Annotated in this window: 11 protein-coding genes; 3 read left to right on the forward strand and 8 right to left on the reverse strand. The window is 68.7% G+C overall.

Translation table 11 applies throughout. The features are described from left to right. Positions 1–5 precede the first annotated feature (5 nt). Positions 6–1,493, reverse strand: a complete 1,488-nt coding sequence (locus NDI76_RS19010; RefSeq protein WP_310925750.1) for an aldehyde dehydrogenase family protein — start codon at positions 1,491–1,493, stop codon at positions 6–8. Between the two features lie 239 nt (positions 1,494–1,732). Between NDI76_RS19010 and NDI76_RS19015 the strand changes: the two genes are divergently transcribed. Then, complete coding sequence (locus NDI76_RS19015; RefSeq protein ID WP_310925751.1) at positions 1,733–1,975, forward strand: winged helix-turn-helix domain-containing protein; 243 nt, start codon at positions 1,733–1,735, stop codon at positions 1,973–1,975. A 75-nt stretch (positions 1,976–2,050) separates the two neighbouring features. On the opposite strand, the gene NDI76_RS19020 is transcribed toward NDI76_RS19015, so the two are convergent. Beyond that, positions 2,051–2,668, reverse strand: a complete 618-nt coding sequence (locus tag NDI76_RS19020; protein ID WP_310925752.1) for a rhomboid family intramembrane serine protease — start codon at positions 2,666–2,668, stop codon at positions 2,051–2,053. A gap of 121 nt (positions 2,669–2,789) precedes the next feature. Continuing rightward, positions 2,790–3,590 carry a hypothetical protein gene (locus NDI76_RS19025; RefSeq protein ID WP_310925753.1) on the reverse strand — a complete coding sequence of 267 codons (801 nt, stop codon included), beginning with the start codon at positions 3,588–3,590 and terminating at the stop codon, positions 2,790–2,792. Positions 3,591–3,696: 106 nt separating this feature from the next. Here NDI76_RS19025 and NDI76_RS19030 point away from each other — a divergent pair, with 106 nt between their 5' ends. Next, positions 3,697–4,083, forward strand: coding sequence for a secondary thiamine-phosphate synthase enzyme YjbQ (locus NDI76_RS19030; protein WP_425498382.1), 387 nt, complete (start codon positions 3,697–3,699; stop codon positions 4,081–4,083). A gap of 79 nt (positions 4,084–4,162) precedes the next feature. Here the strand turns inward: NDI76_RS19030 and NDI76_RS19035 are convergent, their stop codons facing one another. Then, a complete protein-coding gene (locus tag NDI76_RS19035) occupies positions 4,163–4,336 on the reverse strand; it encodes a hypothetical protein (protein ID WP_310925755.1) in 174 nt (57 codons plus the stop codon). A gap of 218 nt (positions 4,337–4,554) precedes the next feature. Between NDI76_RS19035 and NDI76_RS19040 the strand changes: the two genes are divergently transcribed. After that, positions 4,555–5,580, forward strand: coding sequence for a S8 family serine peptidase (locus tag NDI76_RS19040; protein WP_310925756.1), 1,026 nt, complete (start codon positions 4,555–4,557; stop codon positions 5,578–5,580). Positions 5,581–5,604: 24 nt separating this feature from the next. Here the strand turns inward: NDI76_RS19040 and NDI76_RS19045 are convergent, their stop codons facing one another. The 4 genes from NDI76_RS19045 to NDI76_RS19060 all read right to left on the reverse strand — a co-directional run bounded on the left by NDI76_RS19045 (position 5,605) and on the right by NDI76_RS19060 (position 16,131). Continuing rightward, the gene (locus NDI76_RS19045; RefSeq protein WP_310925757.1) at positions 5,605–6,255 is read right to left on the reverse strand and encodes a DUF8147 domain-containing protein; all 651 of its coding nucleotides are present in this window, start codon (positions 6,253–6,255) and stop codon (positions 5,605–5,607) included. Positions 6,256–6,364: 109 nt separating this feature from the next. Next, the gene (locus NDI76_RS19050; protein ID WP_310925758.1) at positions 6,365–7,216 is read right to left on the reverse strand and encodes a prolipoprotein diacylglyceryl transferase; all 852 of its coding nucleotides are present in this window, start codon (positions 7,214–7,216) and stop codon (positions 6,365–6,367) included. Positions 7,217–7,240: 24 nt separating this feature from the next. Further along, positions 7,241–8,950, reverse strand: coding sequence for a PKD domain-containing protein (locus tag NDI76_RS19055; RefSeq protein WP_310925759.1), 1,710 nt, complete (start codon positions 8,948–8,950; stop codon positions 7,241–7,243). A 329-nt stretch (positions 8,951–9,279) separates the two neighbouring features. Then, positions 9,280–16,131 (reverse strand): malectin domain-containing carbohydrate-binding protein, encoded by a 6,852-nt coding sequence (locus tag NDI76_RS19060; protein ID WP_310925760.1) that lies wholly within the window; start codon positions 16,129–16,131, stop codon positions 9,280–9,282. Between the last annotated feature and the right edge of the window lie 23 nt (positions 16,132–16,154).

Raw genomic sequence — 16,154 nt, forward strand, 5'->3', positions numbered from 1 at the left:
ACGCCTCAGAACGGGTAGTCGCGGGCGTCGTGCTGGACGGATATCCACTTCGTCTCGGTCAGTTCCTCGAGGATGGTGTCGCTGTTGTAGCCGCCCATCCCGGAGGCGGCGGTGCCCGAGAAGGGGACGTGCGCCTCGTCGTTGATGGGTTGGTCGTTGATGTGGACGTGCCCCGTCTCCATGCGGTCGGCGACGTCCATCGCGGTGTCGAGGTCGCCGGCGTGGACGGACCCCGAGAGGCCGTACTCGGTGTCGTTGGCTATCTCGACGGCCTCGTCGATATCGGAGAACGGGATGACCGGCGCGATGGGGCCGAAGTGTTCGTTGCACGCGGCGGCCATGTCGTTCGTCACGTCCGAGAGGACGGTCGGTTCGACGACCAAGGAGTCCTCGACGCCGTCGAGGTCGACCGTCTCGTCGCCGGTTTCGAGCGTCGCGCCGGCGTCGACCGTCTCCTCGACGTAGCCGAGCATCTCGTCGCGTTGGGACTCGTCGATGATGGGGCCGACGGCGGCGTGCTCGTCGTGGGCACTGCCGACCGGCAGTTCCGCCGCTCGTTCGGCGAGTCGCTCGACGTACTCGTCGTAGACGCTCTCGTGGACGACGTGGCGATTGATGGAGATGCACACCTGTCCCTGATGGACGAACGACCCGAACACCGCGCCGTCGATGGCGCGGTCGAGGTCCGCGTCTCCGGTGACCACGTGGGCGTTGTTGCCGCCGAGTTCCATCGCCTGCACGGCGAGGTTCTCCGCGGCGGTGGCGGCGACGCCGCGCCCGACTTCGGTCGACCCCGTGAACGCGACGGCGTCGCTCTCGGGGTGGCCGGCGACGGCGTCGCCGATGTCGGAACCGCGACCAGTGACGACGTTCAGGACGCCGTCGGGCAGACCAGCCGCCTCGAACAGTTTCGCCACGAGGAGGCCGCCGAGGACGGGCGTGTTCGTTGCCGGCTTCAGGACGACGGTGTTACCGAGGGCGATGGCGGGCGCGACGGCCCGAATCGAGAGGTTCAGCGGGAAGTTCCACGGCGAGATGACCGTGACGACGCCCTTCGGCTTCCGCTGGACGATATTTTCTTTTCCGGGGATGTTCGACTCCTTGTGCTCGCCCGACATCCGGTTGGGGAGCGTCGCCGCCTCGTTCAGGTGGTCGCTCGTGATGGCGACCGACGTGTGGCCCATCACGGACGTCCCGCCCGCCTCGTCGGCGAACAGTTCGACGATGGCCTCCTCGTTGGCCTCCAGTTCCTGCAGCGCCTTTCGGACGACCTCGGCCCGACGGGCGGGCGGTTGCTCGGCCCACTCGGACTGCGCGGCCGCCGCGGCCTCGTAGGCGTCGTCCACGTCGGCTTCCGTCGCCGCCGGCACTTCCGTGACCGTCTCGCGCGTCGAGGGGTCCTCGTCCGCGATGGTGTCGCCGTCGTGGGACCGCCACTCGCCGTCGACGTACAGCGCGTTCCAGTCGGCGTCGATGGAGTAGTCTGTGGGCATGTGTCACCCACTACGGTGCGAGGGGTAAAGCGACGGGCGAAACAAGAGAGAACGCTCGTTACCACCACGTTCAAGTCGCTCGCCGGGGTCGAACGTCGGTTACGGAGGTGTAACCGGGTGACACGCACGCCCTAAAATGGCTATATGCGTGGCGTCCGTACCCCCGGTGTGGTCGGTCGGACCGACTCCGCGCGCGACGCGCGACCGGAGCAGTCGGCGACCGGACCGAACACAATTCTATGTCACAGGCTCAACAAACCGCGGCGACGATCGACGACCTCCCTCCCAGCGCAAAGTTCGTCCGCTACGTCCTCAAACAGGAGTCGAACCTGACGCAGACCGACCTGACCGACCGGACGCACCTCTCGACGCGGACCGTGCGCGACGCCCTCCGGAAACTGGAGGAGGCCGACATCGTTCAGGAGGACGTCTGCCTGCGAGACGCCCGAAAGCGCGTCTACTCGCTGGACGACGCGAACTGACCGCGGCGACGCCCGTTCCCGACCGACGCCGGCGACTCCCCACCGAGATGCATCTCCACCGGGTAGAGACGAGGTTCAGCGCCGCGCCCGGAGCAGTCCGAGTCGACCGGCGACGAGCCCCATCGCCGCGCCCGCGAAGTGGGCGACGAGGGCGCTGCCGGGCGCGCTGAACGAGAGCGTCAGCGCGACGGCGACGGCCGCGACGACGGCGATGACCGCCCGCGGCGCGAGGCGGAGCGTCCCGAAGAACGCGTCGGCGGCGGGGTTGGCCGCGAGGACGTAGCCGACGAGCGCGAACGCCGCGCCGCTAGCGCCGAGCACCGCGGTCCGCGCGCCGAGGAGGCCGCTCGCCCAGACGTGCGCGACGCCGGCCAACGCCCCGGTGACGACGAAGAAGGCGTAAAAGCGGAGTCGCGTCGTCGACGGGGCGACGAGCGTCCCGGCGACGGCGACGACGACGGCGTTCGAGAGCAGGTGCGCCGGGCCGGCGTGGGCGTAGACGCTCGTGAGGAGCGCCCACGGCGGGAGCCACACCGGCGGTCCGAGGGCGAACAGTCCCAGCAGACCGACGAGCGAGGCCGCCCACGCGAGGAGGGAGACGACGACCATGGCGAGGAGCGTCTCGATAACGGGGTTACCGTGGAGGACGGAGGAGCGCCGGCCGTGACCGGCGTCGTACGCGGTGGAGGACACGGTTTCTCTGCCGATGTCGGGTCCGGCGAAGCAAAGCTCTTCTCCCGCGGAGCGCCGTCGCGGCGGCGGGAAGCGGTCGCGTCACGTCTCCGGCCGTCCGTACCGCCGTCGGTCGCCCGCGTTATCGGTCCGACCCGTTCTCGGACCCCGCGGTCAACGTCCGCCCGCGGTCGGTTCCGACGTCGCCCGTGTGACAGAGTTGGCCTTCAAATCGGGCCTCGGCTCCCGCGTCCGCGGCCGTGAACGTCGCGTCGGGGACGTCGGGTGTGCCGGACGAGTCCGAAGAGCCCCCGCGGCGCGCGTCTCGGCGCTCCGCCTCCCGGAGGCGGAAGAACTGCCGATGGACGCCGGCGAGGTAGGCGGCGAGGAGGAGGCCCGCGCCGGCGACGGCGACGACGACGGGGGGGAGCGGTCCGGTGAGCGCCTGGATGCTTCCGAGAGCGAGTCCGACGGCGCCGGCGACGACGAACAGGATGGCGACGGTGATGAGCAGGGCGGCGCGGGCGTTCGCCGCGGCGTTGAACCGAATCCAGTCGGCGTAGCTCCGGACGAGCGTCCGGCGGAACGCCCGTTCGGAATCGGTCTCGGCCGCGCGCTCCAAGTCCGCCGGCGAGGCGCCGGCGACGCGGGGCGAGGCGGTGTAGGTGACGCCCGCGGCGACGGCGCCCACCACGAGGAAGGCGAGGCCGCCGCCGAGGTACGGCATCGACCGCAGGCCGACGGTTCCATCGGTCAGCGACAGCACGGAGACGACGACGCCGAGCAGTCCGACGGAGAACCGAAGCAGACGCATCGCCTTCCGGTCGATGTCCTCGAGGGTGTCGAGTTGCTGGTCCAACGTCCGCCGGGCCTCGGTCGTCGCCACTCGGAGCGCGGCGTCGGGGTCGCCGTCCGAAGCCGAGCCGTCTGGTTCGTCTGGCATCGACGCTTGCGACTGCGCGCGCCGGTCAGGTTATACTGTCGACCGGAGCGGTCGCGGGTCGGGGACATCACGGTCGTTCAAGGCGGCGCCGGCGGTAGGGGTGGGCGTGACGCTCGAAATTCGCAGCGACGAACGGGTCGACGTGAGAGACGTGACGGCGGACGTGGCTGAGGAGGTCCCGGAGGGAGCAGACGGCGTCTGCACCGTGTTCGTGCAGCACACCACCGCCGGCGTCGTCGTCAACGAGGCGGAAGGACGTCTCCTCGCTGACGTGGAGGGGGCGCTCGAACGACTGGTCCCCCGAGAGGACGGATACGGACACGACGAACTGGACGGCAACGCCGACGCGCACCTGCGGTCGATGCTGCTCGGGTCGAGCGTCTCGATTCCGGTCGAAGACGGCGAACTCGCCCTCGGGACGTGGCAGTCGGTACTGTTCGTCGAGTGCGACGGGCCGCGGACGCGGTCGCTGCGGGTGGCGGTGACGGAGTAGAGGAGAGGAGAGGAGAGGAGAGGAGAGCAGAGGAGAGGAGATAAAAATAGACCGTCGAGAGGCGAAACCGGGTTCGCGGTCACCGACGGCGCGTCGTCAGGTCGCCGGCGACGATTTTGCCCCCCTGTTCGAGGAGCGGCGGGGCGTCGTCCCAGCAACTGTACCAGAGACGGTGGCCGCGGGCGACGACGATATCGGCCCGTTCGCCGCACTCGTGGCAGCGTTCCCGGTTGGGAGAGTGAATGAGACGCATCCTCAGCGGCGGTCCTCGGCGGGGGTTTCGTCCCGGTCCGCGGCGGTCGTACCGCCTCGACCGTCCGGTGACTTGCGGCGCTCGTTCGTCATGTTCCGGACGACGACCCCCAGCGTCAAAGCAGTACGCGTCGCCCGTCGGACGACGCGAAATCTTACTTGAGACTATTTTCACTCCGCACCGAACGCTTATGTAAGTTTGCTAACAACCTGCACACAATGTTCGAGATACGAACGGACCACAACATCACGACCGGGCGGTCCGGTCCCGTGGTCACGGTTTCGGACGTCCGCCAGATACACGGGTTCCCCGCCCCCTCCGACGACGACGCCCCCACCGGTGCCGGCCTGACCGTCGCCGTCATGGACTCCGGCGTCGACGAGAGCCACGGGGTGTTCGACGACATCGCCGTGGAGCACCACAACTTCACCAAAGCGCCCGACGAACCGTACGACCAGGTCGGGCACGGAACCGGCGTCGCGGGCCTCATCGCACAGCTTTCCCCGGGTATCGAGAAGATAGTCGACCTCCGAATCTTCGGCGAGAGCGGGAGCGGCAACGGTCGGTCCATCTTCGACGCCTACGAGTGGGCGCAGTCGCACGCCGACGAACTGGCCACTATCAACCTCTCGTGGGGCGCGCAGACGCAGTCGCCCGACATCGACCGCGAGCACACGAAGCTGATGAACGCGGACGTGCAGGACGTGGTGGCGGCCGGGAACACCGGCGACACCAGCGGCAGTCCGGCGACGGCCGAGGACGCCTACGGCATCGGCGCCATGAACGAGGAGAAGGAGATGACCCGGTTCAGCAGCTACAACCCCGGCGCGGTGGAGAACCCCGACGTCGTCGGTCTCGGGAAGGACGTGAAACTGCCGCGCGCCTCCGGCACGTCGATGGGTACGGTGCTCGACGAGAACTACGTGAAAGCGAGCGGAACGAGCTTCAGCGCCCCAATCGCCGCCGCGGCGATGAATCTCTACATCGAAGTACGGGGCGAGGGATCACAACGGCCGTTCGAGCGCACCGCCGTCGACATCCCGGGGACGCCGCGGGACGTGTACGGCTACTTCCGCTACGACCGCGCGGTGACCGCCGAGGCGACGACGGGCGAGGTGGAGACGTTCGACCTGCCGTTCACCGACCACGAGGGCGTGGCGCTGCCGGAGGGGTGGCTCGAATCGCCGACCCGCGCGGTGCTGGAACGGGACGAGGAGGGCGAGACGGTCATCCGGTTCGAGTGAGAGTCCGAAGAGAGAACGGCGAGGCTACGACGCACCGGGTTTGCCGCGGCCGTCTCCCGCATCCCGGCGCGTCGCGAGGACGTGATGGACGAGAACCGCCGCGACGACGCCGGCGACGCCCCCGACGGGGATACCCACGAGGAGCGACGGCCACACGTACGGGTCGAGGGCGGCGGTGACGGCGAGGCCGACGGCGACGAAGGCGACGAGACCGACGGCGAGGCTTCCGACGACGGCGACGAACGACGAGCGCGAGCCGTCCGTGCCGAGGCGCGCGGCGAACCGGGTCCGGTCAGCCTCAACGACGGCGCCCGCCGCCCCGCCGACCGCGCCGGCGACCGTCTGCGCGGCCGCCGAAGCGGTCCACAGCGCGCCGGCGAGGAGCAGGCCGAGGAACGGGACGCCGTCCGCGAAACCGCCGACGGCGCCGTTCGCGACGGCGACCCCGAGCGTGACGGCGCTCGTGAGGAGGGAGACGCCGAGACCCGTCGCCGCGCCGACGAGGGCGCCGCGGCGAGCGCCGGCGCGTTCGAGGTACGCTGTGATGCCACCGGCGAGGAGTGGCGCGAACAGCGACAGGAGCGGGAGGAACGCGGCGACGACGCCGACGGCGACGCCCGCCGAGACGTTCCGGGCGGTGCGGCGAGTGACGGCGCGACGAATCGAGAGGTTCATGCGAAGAGCTACGTCGCCGGAGAGCCGGTCCGTGTCGATGGTTCTCGAAACTGGAGAGGGAGCGTCAGCTCACGGGTCGAGCAGTCGTCAAAAATGGGTGGAGTCGCGCTTATCGGCGTCGTCGTCGGACGGCGACGAGCGCCGCCACTAACGCCGCTGCGGCGATAACGGCGGTCCACGTCGGGACGTCCTCCGGACCGAGTCGGAGCGGTTCATCGTTCGGGACCGATCGTTCGCCCTCTGTGGGCGCGTCCAGCGCCGCCGGCGCGTCGCCGGACGTCTCGGCGTCGTCGTCGAGCGCAACGTCGTCCGCGCCGTCGGCCGATTCGGTGACCGGATCGTCGTCGGCCGCGGGACCGTCGGACGCGTCGTCGGAGGGGGAAACGGCCGCGTCGTCCGGTTGGTCGACCGAGTCGTCCTCGGCCGCTGAATCGTAGACGCCCGAATCGGTCGCGCCGACGGCGTCGACGGTCACGGACGCCGCGCTGACGTCGGTCGGGTAGGGGGACCCGTCCTCGTCGCCGAGCGCCGACACGGATACCGAGACGTCGGTCGTTCCGGGGGCGACCCCCGAGAGCGTGACCGCCGCGACGGTGACGGGGCCGGCGTCGTCCGTGTCCATCAGCGCGGCCTTGAGGTCGGCGCTCGCGCCGTCCTGCGCCACTTCGACCGTGTGCAGTTTCGGCTCCCCGAGTAGCGTCACGTCCGTGATGGTCGCGACGGAGGAGTCCGAGAGGCCGACCGCGAGGTCGTACGCGCCGACGCCGCCGTCGACGCCGTCGACCACGAGGTGGACGGTGGTCGTCTCCGAGACGGCCATCCGTTCGGTCGCCGCGTCCACCCGCACGGTCGTCACCCCGGCCGTCGCCGTCGCCGACGCCGAGACCACGGCGAGGAGGACGAACGCCACCGCAACAATCCGAACGAGGCGTCCGGCCGCGCTGCGAGACGTGTTTACCATCGTCGGACCTCCGTCGTCATGGTCTCAGGCGACCTCGTTGTAGTACAGCCACTGCACGTCCAGGACGTCGAACTGTCCGTCGCCGTTGAAGTCGAAGGCGTCGGGGTTCTGCGTCGTGGTCGGGCCGTTACGGGCCGCGAACAGCGTCTGCACGTCGAGCACGTTCACGACGCCGTCGCCGTTGACGTCCTCGTGGACGCCGTCGCCGTCGGCGTCGATCGCGGGACCGGCGGAGTCGCCGACGACGAGGGTCGAGACGGTCAGCGTCGCGCCGTCGACTTCGGTGACGTCGTACGCCTCTCCGGACTCGGTGCCGAGCGTCTCGACGTCGAGGACGAGGTCGGTCTCGCCCTCGGCGACGCCCTGCACCGAGACGGTGCCGAGCGTGACCGCGCCGGTGTCGTTCGTGTCGACGAGGACCGCCTCTATCGTGACAGACGAGCCGTCCTCGGCCATCTGCACGTCCGAGAGGCTTCCGTCGCCCGCGAGTTCGACGTCGGTGATGGTACCGACGCTCGAATCCGAGAGCGAGACGGTGATGCTGTACGCGCCGACGCCGCCGGCGGCGGGGTCGACCACGATGTCGTACGAGCCGGTCTGGTTCACGCCGAGAAGGTCGTCCTCGGGCGAGAGCGAGACGGTCGTCGAGCCGGTTTCGACCGGCGCGTCGGACTCGTCGGCTTCGACGGTCACGGTGACCGTGTCGGTGTCGATGCCGCCGTTACCGTCGGCGACTTCGACCTCGAAGGTGAGCGTCGCGTCGTTCTCCACGTCCGGTGCGGTGAACGTCGGGGACGCCGCCGAGGCGTCCGAGAGCGTGACAGACGGGCCACCCGTCTGCGTCCACGCGTAGGTGAGCGCGTCCGAGTCGGCGTCCGAGGAGCCCGATGCATCGAGCATCACGGACGTTCCCTCGTCGGCCGTCTGGTCCGCACCGGCGTCAGCGACCGGCGAGGTGTTCGTCGGTTCGTCCGGTTCGTCGGCTTCGACCGTCACGGAGACGGTGTCGGTGTCGATGCCGCCGTTACCGTCGGCGACTTCGACCTCGAAGGTGAGCGTCGCGTCGTTCTCCACGTCGGGCGCGGTGAACGTCGGGGATGCCGACGAGTCGTCCGAGAGCGAGACCGACGGACCGCCCGTCTGCGTCCACGCGTAGGTGAGCGCGTCCGAGTCGGCGTCCGAGGAGCCCGACGCATCGAGCGTCACGGAAGCGCCTTCGTCGACCGTCTGGTCGGCGCCGGCGTCAGCGACCGGCGAGGTGTTGGGCTGTTCGGTCGTGACGGAGACGGTCGTCGTGTCGGTGGTGCTTTCGCCACCCTCCGTGGACGCCGTCACGTCGACGTCGTAGTCCCCGGTCGCGGCGTCGTTCGGGACGGCAACCGTGTACTGCACGGTGTCGGAGCCCGAGACACTCGTACCGGCGAACCAGAGCCAGCCGTCGGGGCCGGGGATGAACTGGTTGCCCGCACTTCGACTAGTGACTGTCCAGCCGTCCGGGAGGTCGGTCTGCAGCCCGATGCTGGCAGCTTGGATCTGCGCGTCGTCGACGCCGACCTCCGTCGTGAACGTTATCGTGTCACCGGGGGAGACTGTCGTACTGTTCGCCTGCTGCGAGACGGTTACGCCGTCGACCGCCGCGACCGTCCCGATCGGTCCGAAAACCGAGAGGACGAGCGTGAGCGCGACGAGTGTGGCGGCCGTCTTCGTGTACCGCTTCTGTGTCTTGTTTTTCATTCTGTGTGTTGGGTTTGCTTGTCTCACTGTGCTGGTCGACGCACGCGACGGGTCGGCCGAGAGTGGCCGGTGTCGCGCTGCGACCGATGAGGGTCGAAGCCTCGGGCATCGCGGGATCAGTTCGACCGGCGCGGTTCGGTGTAGATGGTTACCCCCGAGGGTGCCGGCCGGTGCCGACCGCCGACGTTCCAGGTGTATCTGGGCCGTCATCGGTCCACGTCCGCGCGTCGTCGGTGCCCGTCCGCGGTCGACCACTTTGGTCGACCGTGCGATCGGCAGCGACGACGAGTGCGGAGTTTCGGCTCATCGGTTCAGAGGTTCGAGTGTCGCTACTGCGAGCCACCCTCCGTCGTGAGAATCTCGATGGCTCGAACCTCGGGGTTCTCCGCCGAGCCCTTCTCGAAAGCGATAGTGACCGTGCCGTCGCCGTTCTCGGTCACGGTGAAGCTCTTCATCGTCCCCGTCGCGTGGCCGACGTCGGCCACCGGGTCGTACTGCGTGAGGACCTGCTGGCCCTCGACGGAGACGTTGAACGCGCGGTCGCCGGGTTCGCTCGCTCCGGAGAACGAGTTGGCGAAGTACAGACGCACTTCGACCTCCTGACCCGAGTCCGCCGCGAACTCCCACGTCATCGGTCCGTAGCGCTCGGTGTCGAACACGGCGTCGGGCGTGGACGACGGAACGGTGTCGTCAGGCGTGACGTCCGCGCCGGCGGCGTAGTTGCCGGCGTCGGGTCCGACCGAGGCGAGGTACGGCGAATCGGTGCCGGTCGCACCGACCCACTCGGGACCGTCGTCGGTGGCATCGAGCGCATCCCCGCCCGCGTTCACGCGGTAGAGGACCTGCGCACCCGACGAACCGTCGTCGCCCGCGCTCTCGTCGTACTTCAGCACGACGACGTTCGAGGTGAGGCCGGTGTCGGCGTCGCCGTCCTGTACGGCGGCGACGAAGTGATTGAAGCCGCCCTCGGCACCAGAGCTCGACGTGTTGATGAGGGAGACGTCGACCGTCGCCTCGCCGTTTCCGTCGAGTTGGACGGTCTGGTAGTCGACGTTCTCGGCCGTGTTGGCCTCGAAGTCGACGAGTTCGTAGCCGTTCGCCTGGTTGGCGAGTTCGAGCTGTCCCTCAACGTGGAGCAGGGAAACCGTCGCGCCGGCGGGACCGGAGACCGTAACGGTCTGGTCTGCCTGCGAGACGGTCGCCGCGCCGTGCTGTGCGTCGAGCGCGCTCGAGTCGAGCGAGACGCCGTCGACGCCGAGCGTCGGCGCGGGGGCGACGTCGGCCTTCGCGGCGGCTTCCGCGCCGCCGTCGGTGCCGTCGCCGAACAGCGCCGTCGTCTGCGTGCTGCCGTCGGCGTACTCGACCGTGACGGTCGCACCGGTCATCTCTAACCCGGAGACGGAGCCGGCCGCGCCCGTGCCCTGCGCGTTCTTGATGCTGGTCGGGTCGATGTCGACGGAGAAGGCGAACGTCTCGCCGGCGTCGAAGTCGTCGAACGTCGCCGTCAGTTCGTCGTAGCCGTCGGCGCTGCTCTGTCCGTCGTGCGGTGCGGCGAACGACCCGCCCTGCAGGCCGGTCGCACTCGCGCCGCTGTCGGGGGAGAAGCCCTTCGAGCCGGAGTCACCGGCGGTGCCGTCGGGGTCGAAGACGACGTCCGAGAGCACCGCGGTGCTCAGGTCGTAGGTGACCGAGGTGATCTGCTCGTCCCCAGTGTTCGTGATCGACAGCGAGTCACCGCCGTAGGTGCTCGCGTCGATACCGCTGTTCGCGGTGACCGCGAAGTCGGCGGCGGCTGTGGAGTCGCCGTCGTCACCGGAGCCGTCGACCTCAGTCACCGTGAACGCCGAGAGCTTCGCGTTGTCCTCGACGGTGGCGAAGTCAACGTTCAGTTCGCCGTCGGTGACGTTTACGACGAACGTCTCCGTGGTCGCGGCGTGCGCGCCGCCGGCGGTCGCATAGATGTCGTAGTCGTTCAGGACCTGCTGGCCCTCGATGGAGGCGTCGAAGACGCGGTCGCCCTCGCCGCCGTCGTTCGCGACACCCTGGTAGAGTTCGGCGAACTGCAGGGTGACCTCGTACTCACCGTTCTCGACGGGGACGGCGTACGAGAAGTCGCCGTACCGCTCGGTGTAGTACAGTTCGTCGTCCTGCGTGTTCGCTATCTCGGGGGTCGCCGGCGTGCCCGCGTTGCCCGTCGTGAACGTCTCGCCGCCGTTGAAGTTCGCGTCGGCCGCGTAGACCGTTCCGTCGGCCGCGGCGTACTCCGGACCGCCCGCGTTCACGGCGAAGACGACGTCACCGGACTGGCCGTCGTCGGTGCCGTCGCCCGCGCTCTCGTCGTACTTCAGGACGACCACGTCGGAGGCGAGGCCCATGTCGCCCGAGGCCTCACCGTGCGCGGCCACGAAGTAGTTGTAACCGGCCTCGTCGCCGTCGTCGGCCGAGCTAGTCAGCGTGACCGGCACCGTCGCCTCGCCGTTCGAGTCGAGGGTGACGGTGTAGTACTGGACGTCGACCGCGTTGTTCGCTTCCAGGTCTTCGACGTCGTAGCCGCCGTTCGGGACGTTGCTCAGCGCGAGTTCGCCCTCGACGCGAACGAGCGTGACGGTCTCGCCGGGCTGACCGGTGACCGTGACGGTCTGGTCCGCCTGCGAGACGGTCGCCCCGTCGTGGTAGTCGTCAAGGACGTCGGTGTCGAGCGAGACGCCGTCGACGCCGAGCGTCGGCGCCGGTGCCTCGTCATCGGTCACGACGGCGGTCGCGCCGGCGACGCTGCCGTCACCCATCAGTTGGGTGGTCTGAGTCGTGCCGTCCTCGTAGGTGACAGTGACCGTCGCGCGAGCGAGTTCCAGACCCGAGACCGGACCGGCCTCCTGAGAGCTGATCGTGGCACCCTTGATGCTGGTCGGGTCGTTGTCGGCCCAGAACGTCGCCGTCTCGCCCGACTGGAAGTCGTCGAACTCGACGGTCATGACGTCGTAGCCGTCGTCGGCGTTCTGGCCATTGCGCGGCTGGGAGAACGCTTCGCCGGTGCCGGGTTGGGTGACGATGCCCGTTCCGCCGTCGCTGGCGATGTTGAGCCCTTCACCGGTCGGGTCGCCCGCGGTTCCCTGCGGGTCGAACACCATGTCCGGCAGCGTCGCCGTGCTCAGGTCGAACGACACTGAGGAGATGTTCTTCTCGCCGGTGTTCGTCACCTGGAACGTGTCGCCGCCGTAGGTCGACTGGTCGATGTTACCGCTGTCGGGCGTGATCTCGACCAGCGCCGAGCCGGTCGCGTCGCTCCCGTCGCCGTCGCCGACGGTAGCGCCGTTCGACCACACGTTGATCAGCTGCTGCAGTTCCGTAAGCGAGATAGTCTCGCCGCCGGTGTTCGGCACTTCGGAGCCCGACGACCAGAGGGTGATCGCCCACTGGAGCTCGCCGAGCTGGATGGTCGCGTCGTCGCCGTCGCCGTGACTCGCGACCGCCTGTACGACGGTCAGGTTACCGTCTCCACCGTCAGTGTCGGTGTCCTCGACCGTGACGTTCACGATGTCGGTCGCAGAGTCCTCGCCGTCCGAGACGCTCAGCTGAAAGGTGAACGTCGCGTCGCCGTCCACGTCGGGGGCGACGAACGGCGCCTGCTGACCGTCGCTCATGTCGAGCAGTCCGGACGGGCTCCCGGCCGTCTGCGTCCACGTGTAGCCGAGCGCGTCGCCATCCGCGTCGGACGAACCGGACCCGTCGAGGGTGACCTGCTGGCCCTCCTCAACGGTGACGTCCGCGCCGGCGTCGGCCGTCGGCGGCGTGTTCGCGGGCGGGTTCACGTAGTCGACCGAGATGTCCGTCCACGTCGCCGGGAACGCGCTCGCGCCGTTGGACGTCGAGATGACGCCCACCGCCGGCGCGACGCCGTCGGACGAGTCGAACCAGCTCGCCGGCACCGCCGTGGTGTCGACCTGGGTCGTCTCGCCGTCAATCTCGTACTCGGCGGTGACTGCGAACTCCTCGACGCCGTTGTTCGGCGCGGGATCGGTCGTCGGGTCCACGGTCATCCGAAGCGTCGGAGAGCCGCCCGCGACGGCGCTGTCGCTGGTGGTGCCCTGATCTTGGAATGTGTCGTCGACTTCCTTCGCGAACTGGACCCCACCGGAGCCGCCGTCGGCTGCGGCGACCAGTTTCACGTAGTCCGACTGGTCACCAGTACCGATGAACAGACCGGCCGACTGGTAATTAGCCGGGTTTTCCGGGAAGCTGCTCACCGTCGTCTCGACGGTGAACGGCTGGTCGGGCGTGTCAACACCGAACTGGAAACCGTACTGCTGCGTGTTGGTGTCCGAGTAGGCGTCGCCGTTCGGGACTCCTTCGACCGTCAGCACCTCAGCGGCGCCGCCGACGGTCATCTCCGTCGGGTCGTACAGCTCCTGGTAGTCCTGCCCGTTCGTCATCAGTCCGGTCCAGCCCTGACCGCTCTCGCCGAACAGACCGAGTTCGGAGAAGTCGTACTGGACGGGGAGCGTCGTGTCGAGACCGTTGTTCGGGTCGACGGCGAACGGGTCCTCGGTGTCGTCGAGACCGTCGTTGTCGTCGTCCGGGTCGTTGAGGTTCGACTCGCCGTCGCCGTCGAAGTCGACGGGCGTGGATGCCGCGGAACACGGGTCGGTGCCCGCGTCGAGTTCGTCGGCGTTGTCGTAGCCGTCGCCGTCCTCGTCGAGCGAGGCGTCGTCGGCGCCGGTGCACTGCTGCCCGTCGCCGCTACCGTCGGTGCCGTAGTCGACCGGCTCGAAGATCGTCACGTCGCCGCTACCGCGGTTCGCCGTCAGCACGATACCCGGGAACGGGCCGTCGTCGCCGACCGTCGCGATACCGAGCGGCTGCGAGCCGGTGTTGAACACCGTTTCGACGTTCGTCGCCGTCTCGCCGTCGGCGCTTAGCTGGATGCGCTTGACCGAGCCGCCGAGTTCGACCTGCAGGAGGTCCCCCTGCATCGCACTGCCGAAGTTCGAGGCGGTGTACTCGGCCGTGCCGCCGGTGGGACCGAACAGGACCTTGTCGCCGTTCTGGTCCACCATCGTGTTTGCGCTACCGGCGGGCGCGCCCGGGTCGGGCGACCCGCTCGTCGGCGGGATGTAGTCCGCCTCGGCCGGGTTCACCACACTCGCCGGAACGGGCGAGTTCGATTCCGTGATGTCGAACACCAGGTTCCCGTTCTCGTCGTAGATGTCCGCACCCGTCGGGTTCGCGCGGATAGGCGCGGCGTGGCCGCCGTAGACGCCCTCGTCGACCTTGACGAGTTCGTCGCTCTTCGAGTAGCTCCCGTCCTCGTTCGGGTGGTTCGTCACCGACGCAGCGTCGGCCACGATGTTCCCGCTGGCGTCGGCCGGTTGGCCACCCCAGCCGCCGTTCGGTCCGTGGTCGGCGGCGTAGATCTGGCCGCTCGTCGTGACGACGAGGTCGTACGGGTTGCGGTAGCCGGGCGAGTAGACCTGGACCGGCCCGTCTTCGACTATCTTGGCCTGGTTGATCCCGTCGTTCCCGCCGAAGGGAAGGTCGTCGCCGTCCGTCCCGTCGTCGTTCTGAATCGTGGGGATGGCGTAGTAGAACTCCAGGTCAGGGTAGCTGCCGTCGTAGTTCTGGAGATTCTTCGCCTGGTAGTCGGCCTCTATCTGCGCGAGATCGACTTCCAGAATGGCGGCCGAGAGCGCGAACTCGGGGGTGTGTCCGAAGTTGTCGCCCGGCGCGCCCTTGTTCGTGTTCCCGCCCTGAGCGACGTACAGCGTGTCGCCGTCGGCCGAGAGGTCGAGTCCGTTGGTCGCGTGGTTCTCCTCGGACCGCGGCAGTCCGAGCACCATCACGTCGTGGTCGACCTCGCTCGATTGAAGCACGCCGTCGCTTCCCGGCGAGAGGGTCAGTCGAGAGATCGTACCGGAGTTCGTGTCCGTGTCGTCATCGTCCTGCCCCACGTCGATCGACGGGTCGCTGGAAGAAACGTAGACGATCGGATTCTCGGCCGTCCCGCCGACGGTCAGACCGGTGATCTGCCGGTCGTTCTCGCCCGCGTTGTACTCCCCGAAGTCGTCGTGGTTGGGAATCTGCTTGATCGCGTCGGTCGCGACCTGTCCGACGACCTCGTAGCTGTTGTCGCCCGTGCGCTCGACGTCGAGCACGTAGACGGTGCCGCTCTGCACCGAAACGTAGAAGCGCCCGTCGGGACCGACGTCGATAGCCGTCGGGTTACCCGCGCTGAACCCGTCGAGCTTGCTCTTCGTGAAGTCGGGGTCGACCGCGCTCGCGCCGTCGCCGGAGAGCGACACCGTCAACGGGTCGTTCGACCCCGTGTGTGCGACGGAGAGTGTCGCGCTCGCGGAGTCGGCGCTCGACGGCGAGAACGTCACCGGAATATCCGTGGACTCGCCGGGGGCGAGCGTCGTCTGGGACGCCGACCCCGCCGAGAACGCACCGTCGCCGTCGACGGAGACCCCGTCGATGGCGATGCTGGTGTCGCCGTCGCCGCCGAGATTGGTCACAGTGACTGTCTGTGTCTCGGACTGGCCGCTGAGAACCGAGCCGAAGTTGACGCTCGACGGACCGCCGAGCGTGTTCGGTTCGGGCGTCGCCGGGACGATCTCGATGGCCGAGAGCTTCGCGTTGTCCTCGACGGTCGTGAGGTCGACGTCGATTGCGCCGTCGGAGGGCGTCACGACGTACGACTTCATCACGCCCGCGTCGTGGCCGACGTCAGCGTGGATGTCGTAGTCGTCCAGCACCTGCTCGTCCTCCACGGAAACGTCGAAGAGTCGCTCTCCGTCGTCCTCGGCGTATATCTCGGCGAAGTACAGGCGGACCTCGTACTGCTGGCCGCTCTGCACGCCCTCCGAGAACGTCCACTGCTGGTCGCCGTACACCTCGGTCTGGAAGACGCTCGCCGGCGTCCCCGAGGGAACGGACGGCTCCAAGGAAACGGCGTCGCCCGTCTGGTACGTCTCACTGCTTCCGGAGTGGTACTGCTGCCAGTCGCCGGACCAGTCCGGTCCGTCGACCGCTGAGACGTCTCCTCCGCCCGCGTTCACGCGGTAGAGGGCGTCTCCCGGTGCCGCCGCTGCCGTGCCCGAGAAGGCCACGGAACCGGCGACCACTGACGTGATCATTAGCACCGCTACTAGAACGGCGGTGATTCGGTTCGTCTCTCGTTCTATCATGTCGTCATCTGATTATTTGGTTG

This window comes from Halogeometricum sp. S1BR25-6 (assembly GCF_031624495.1).
GTDB lineage: Archaea > Halobacteriota > Halobacteria > Halobacteriales > Haloferacaceae > Halogeometricum > Halogeometricum salsisoli.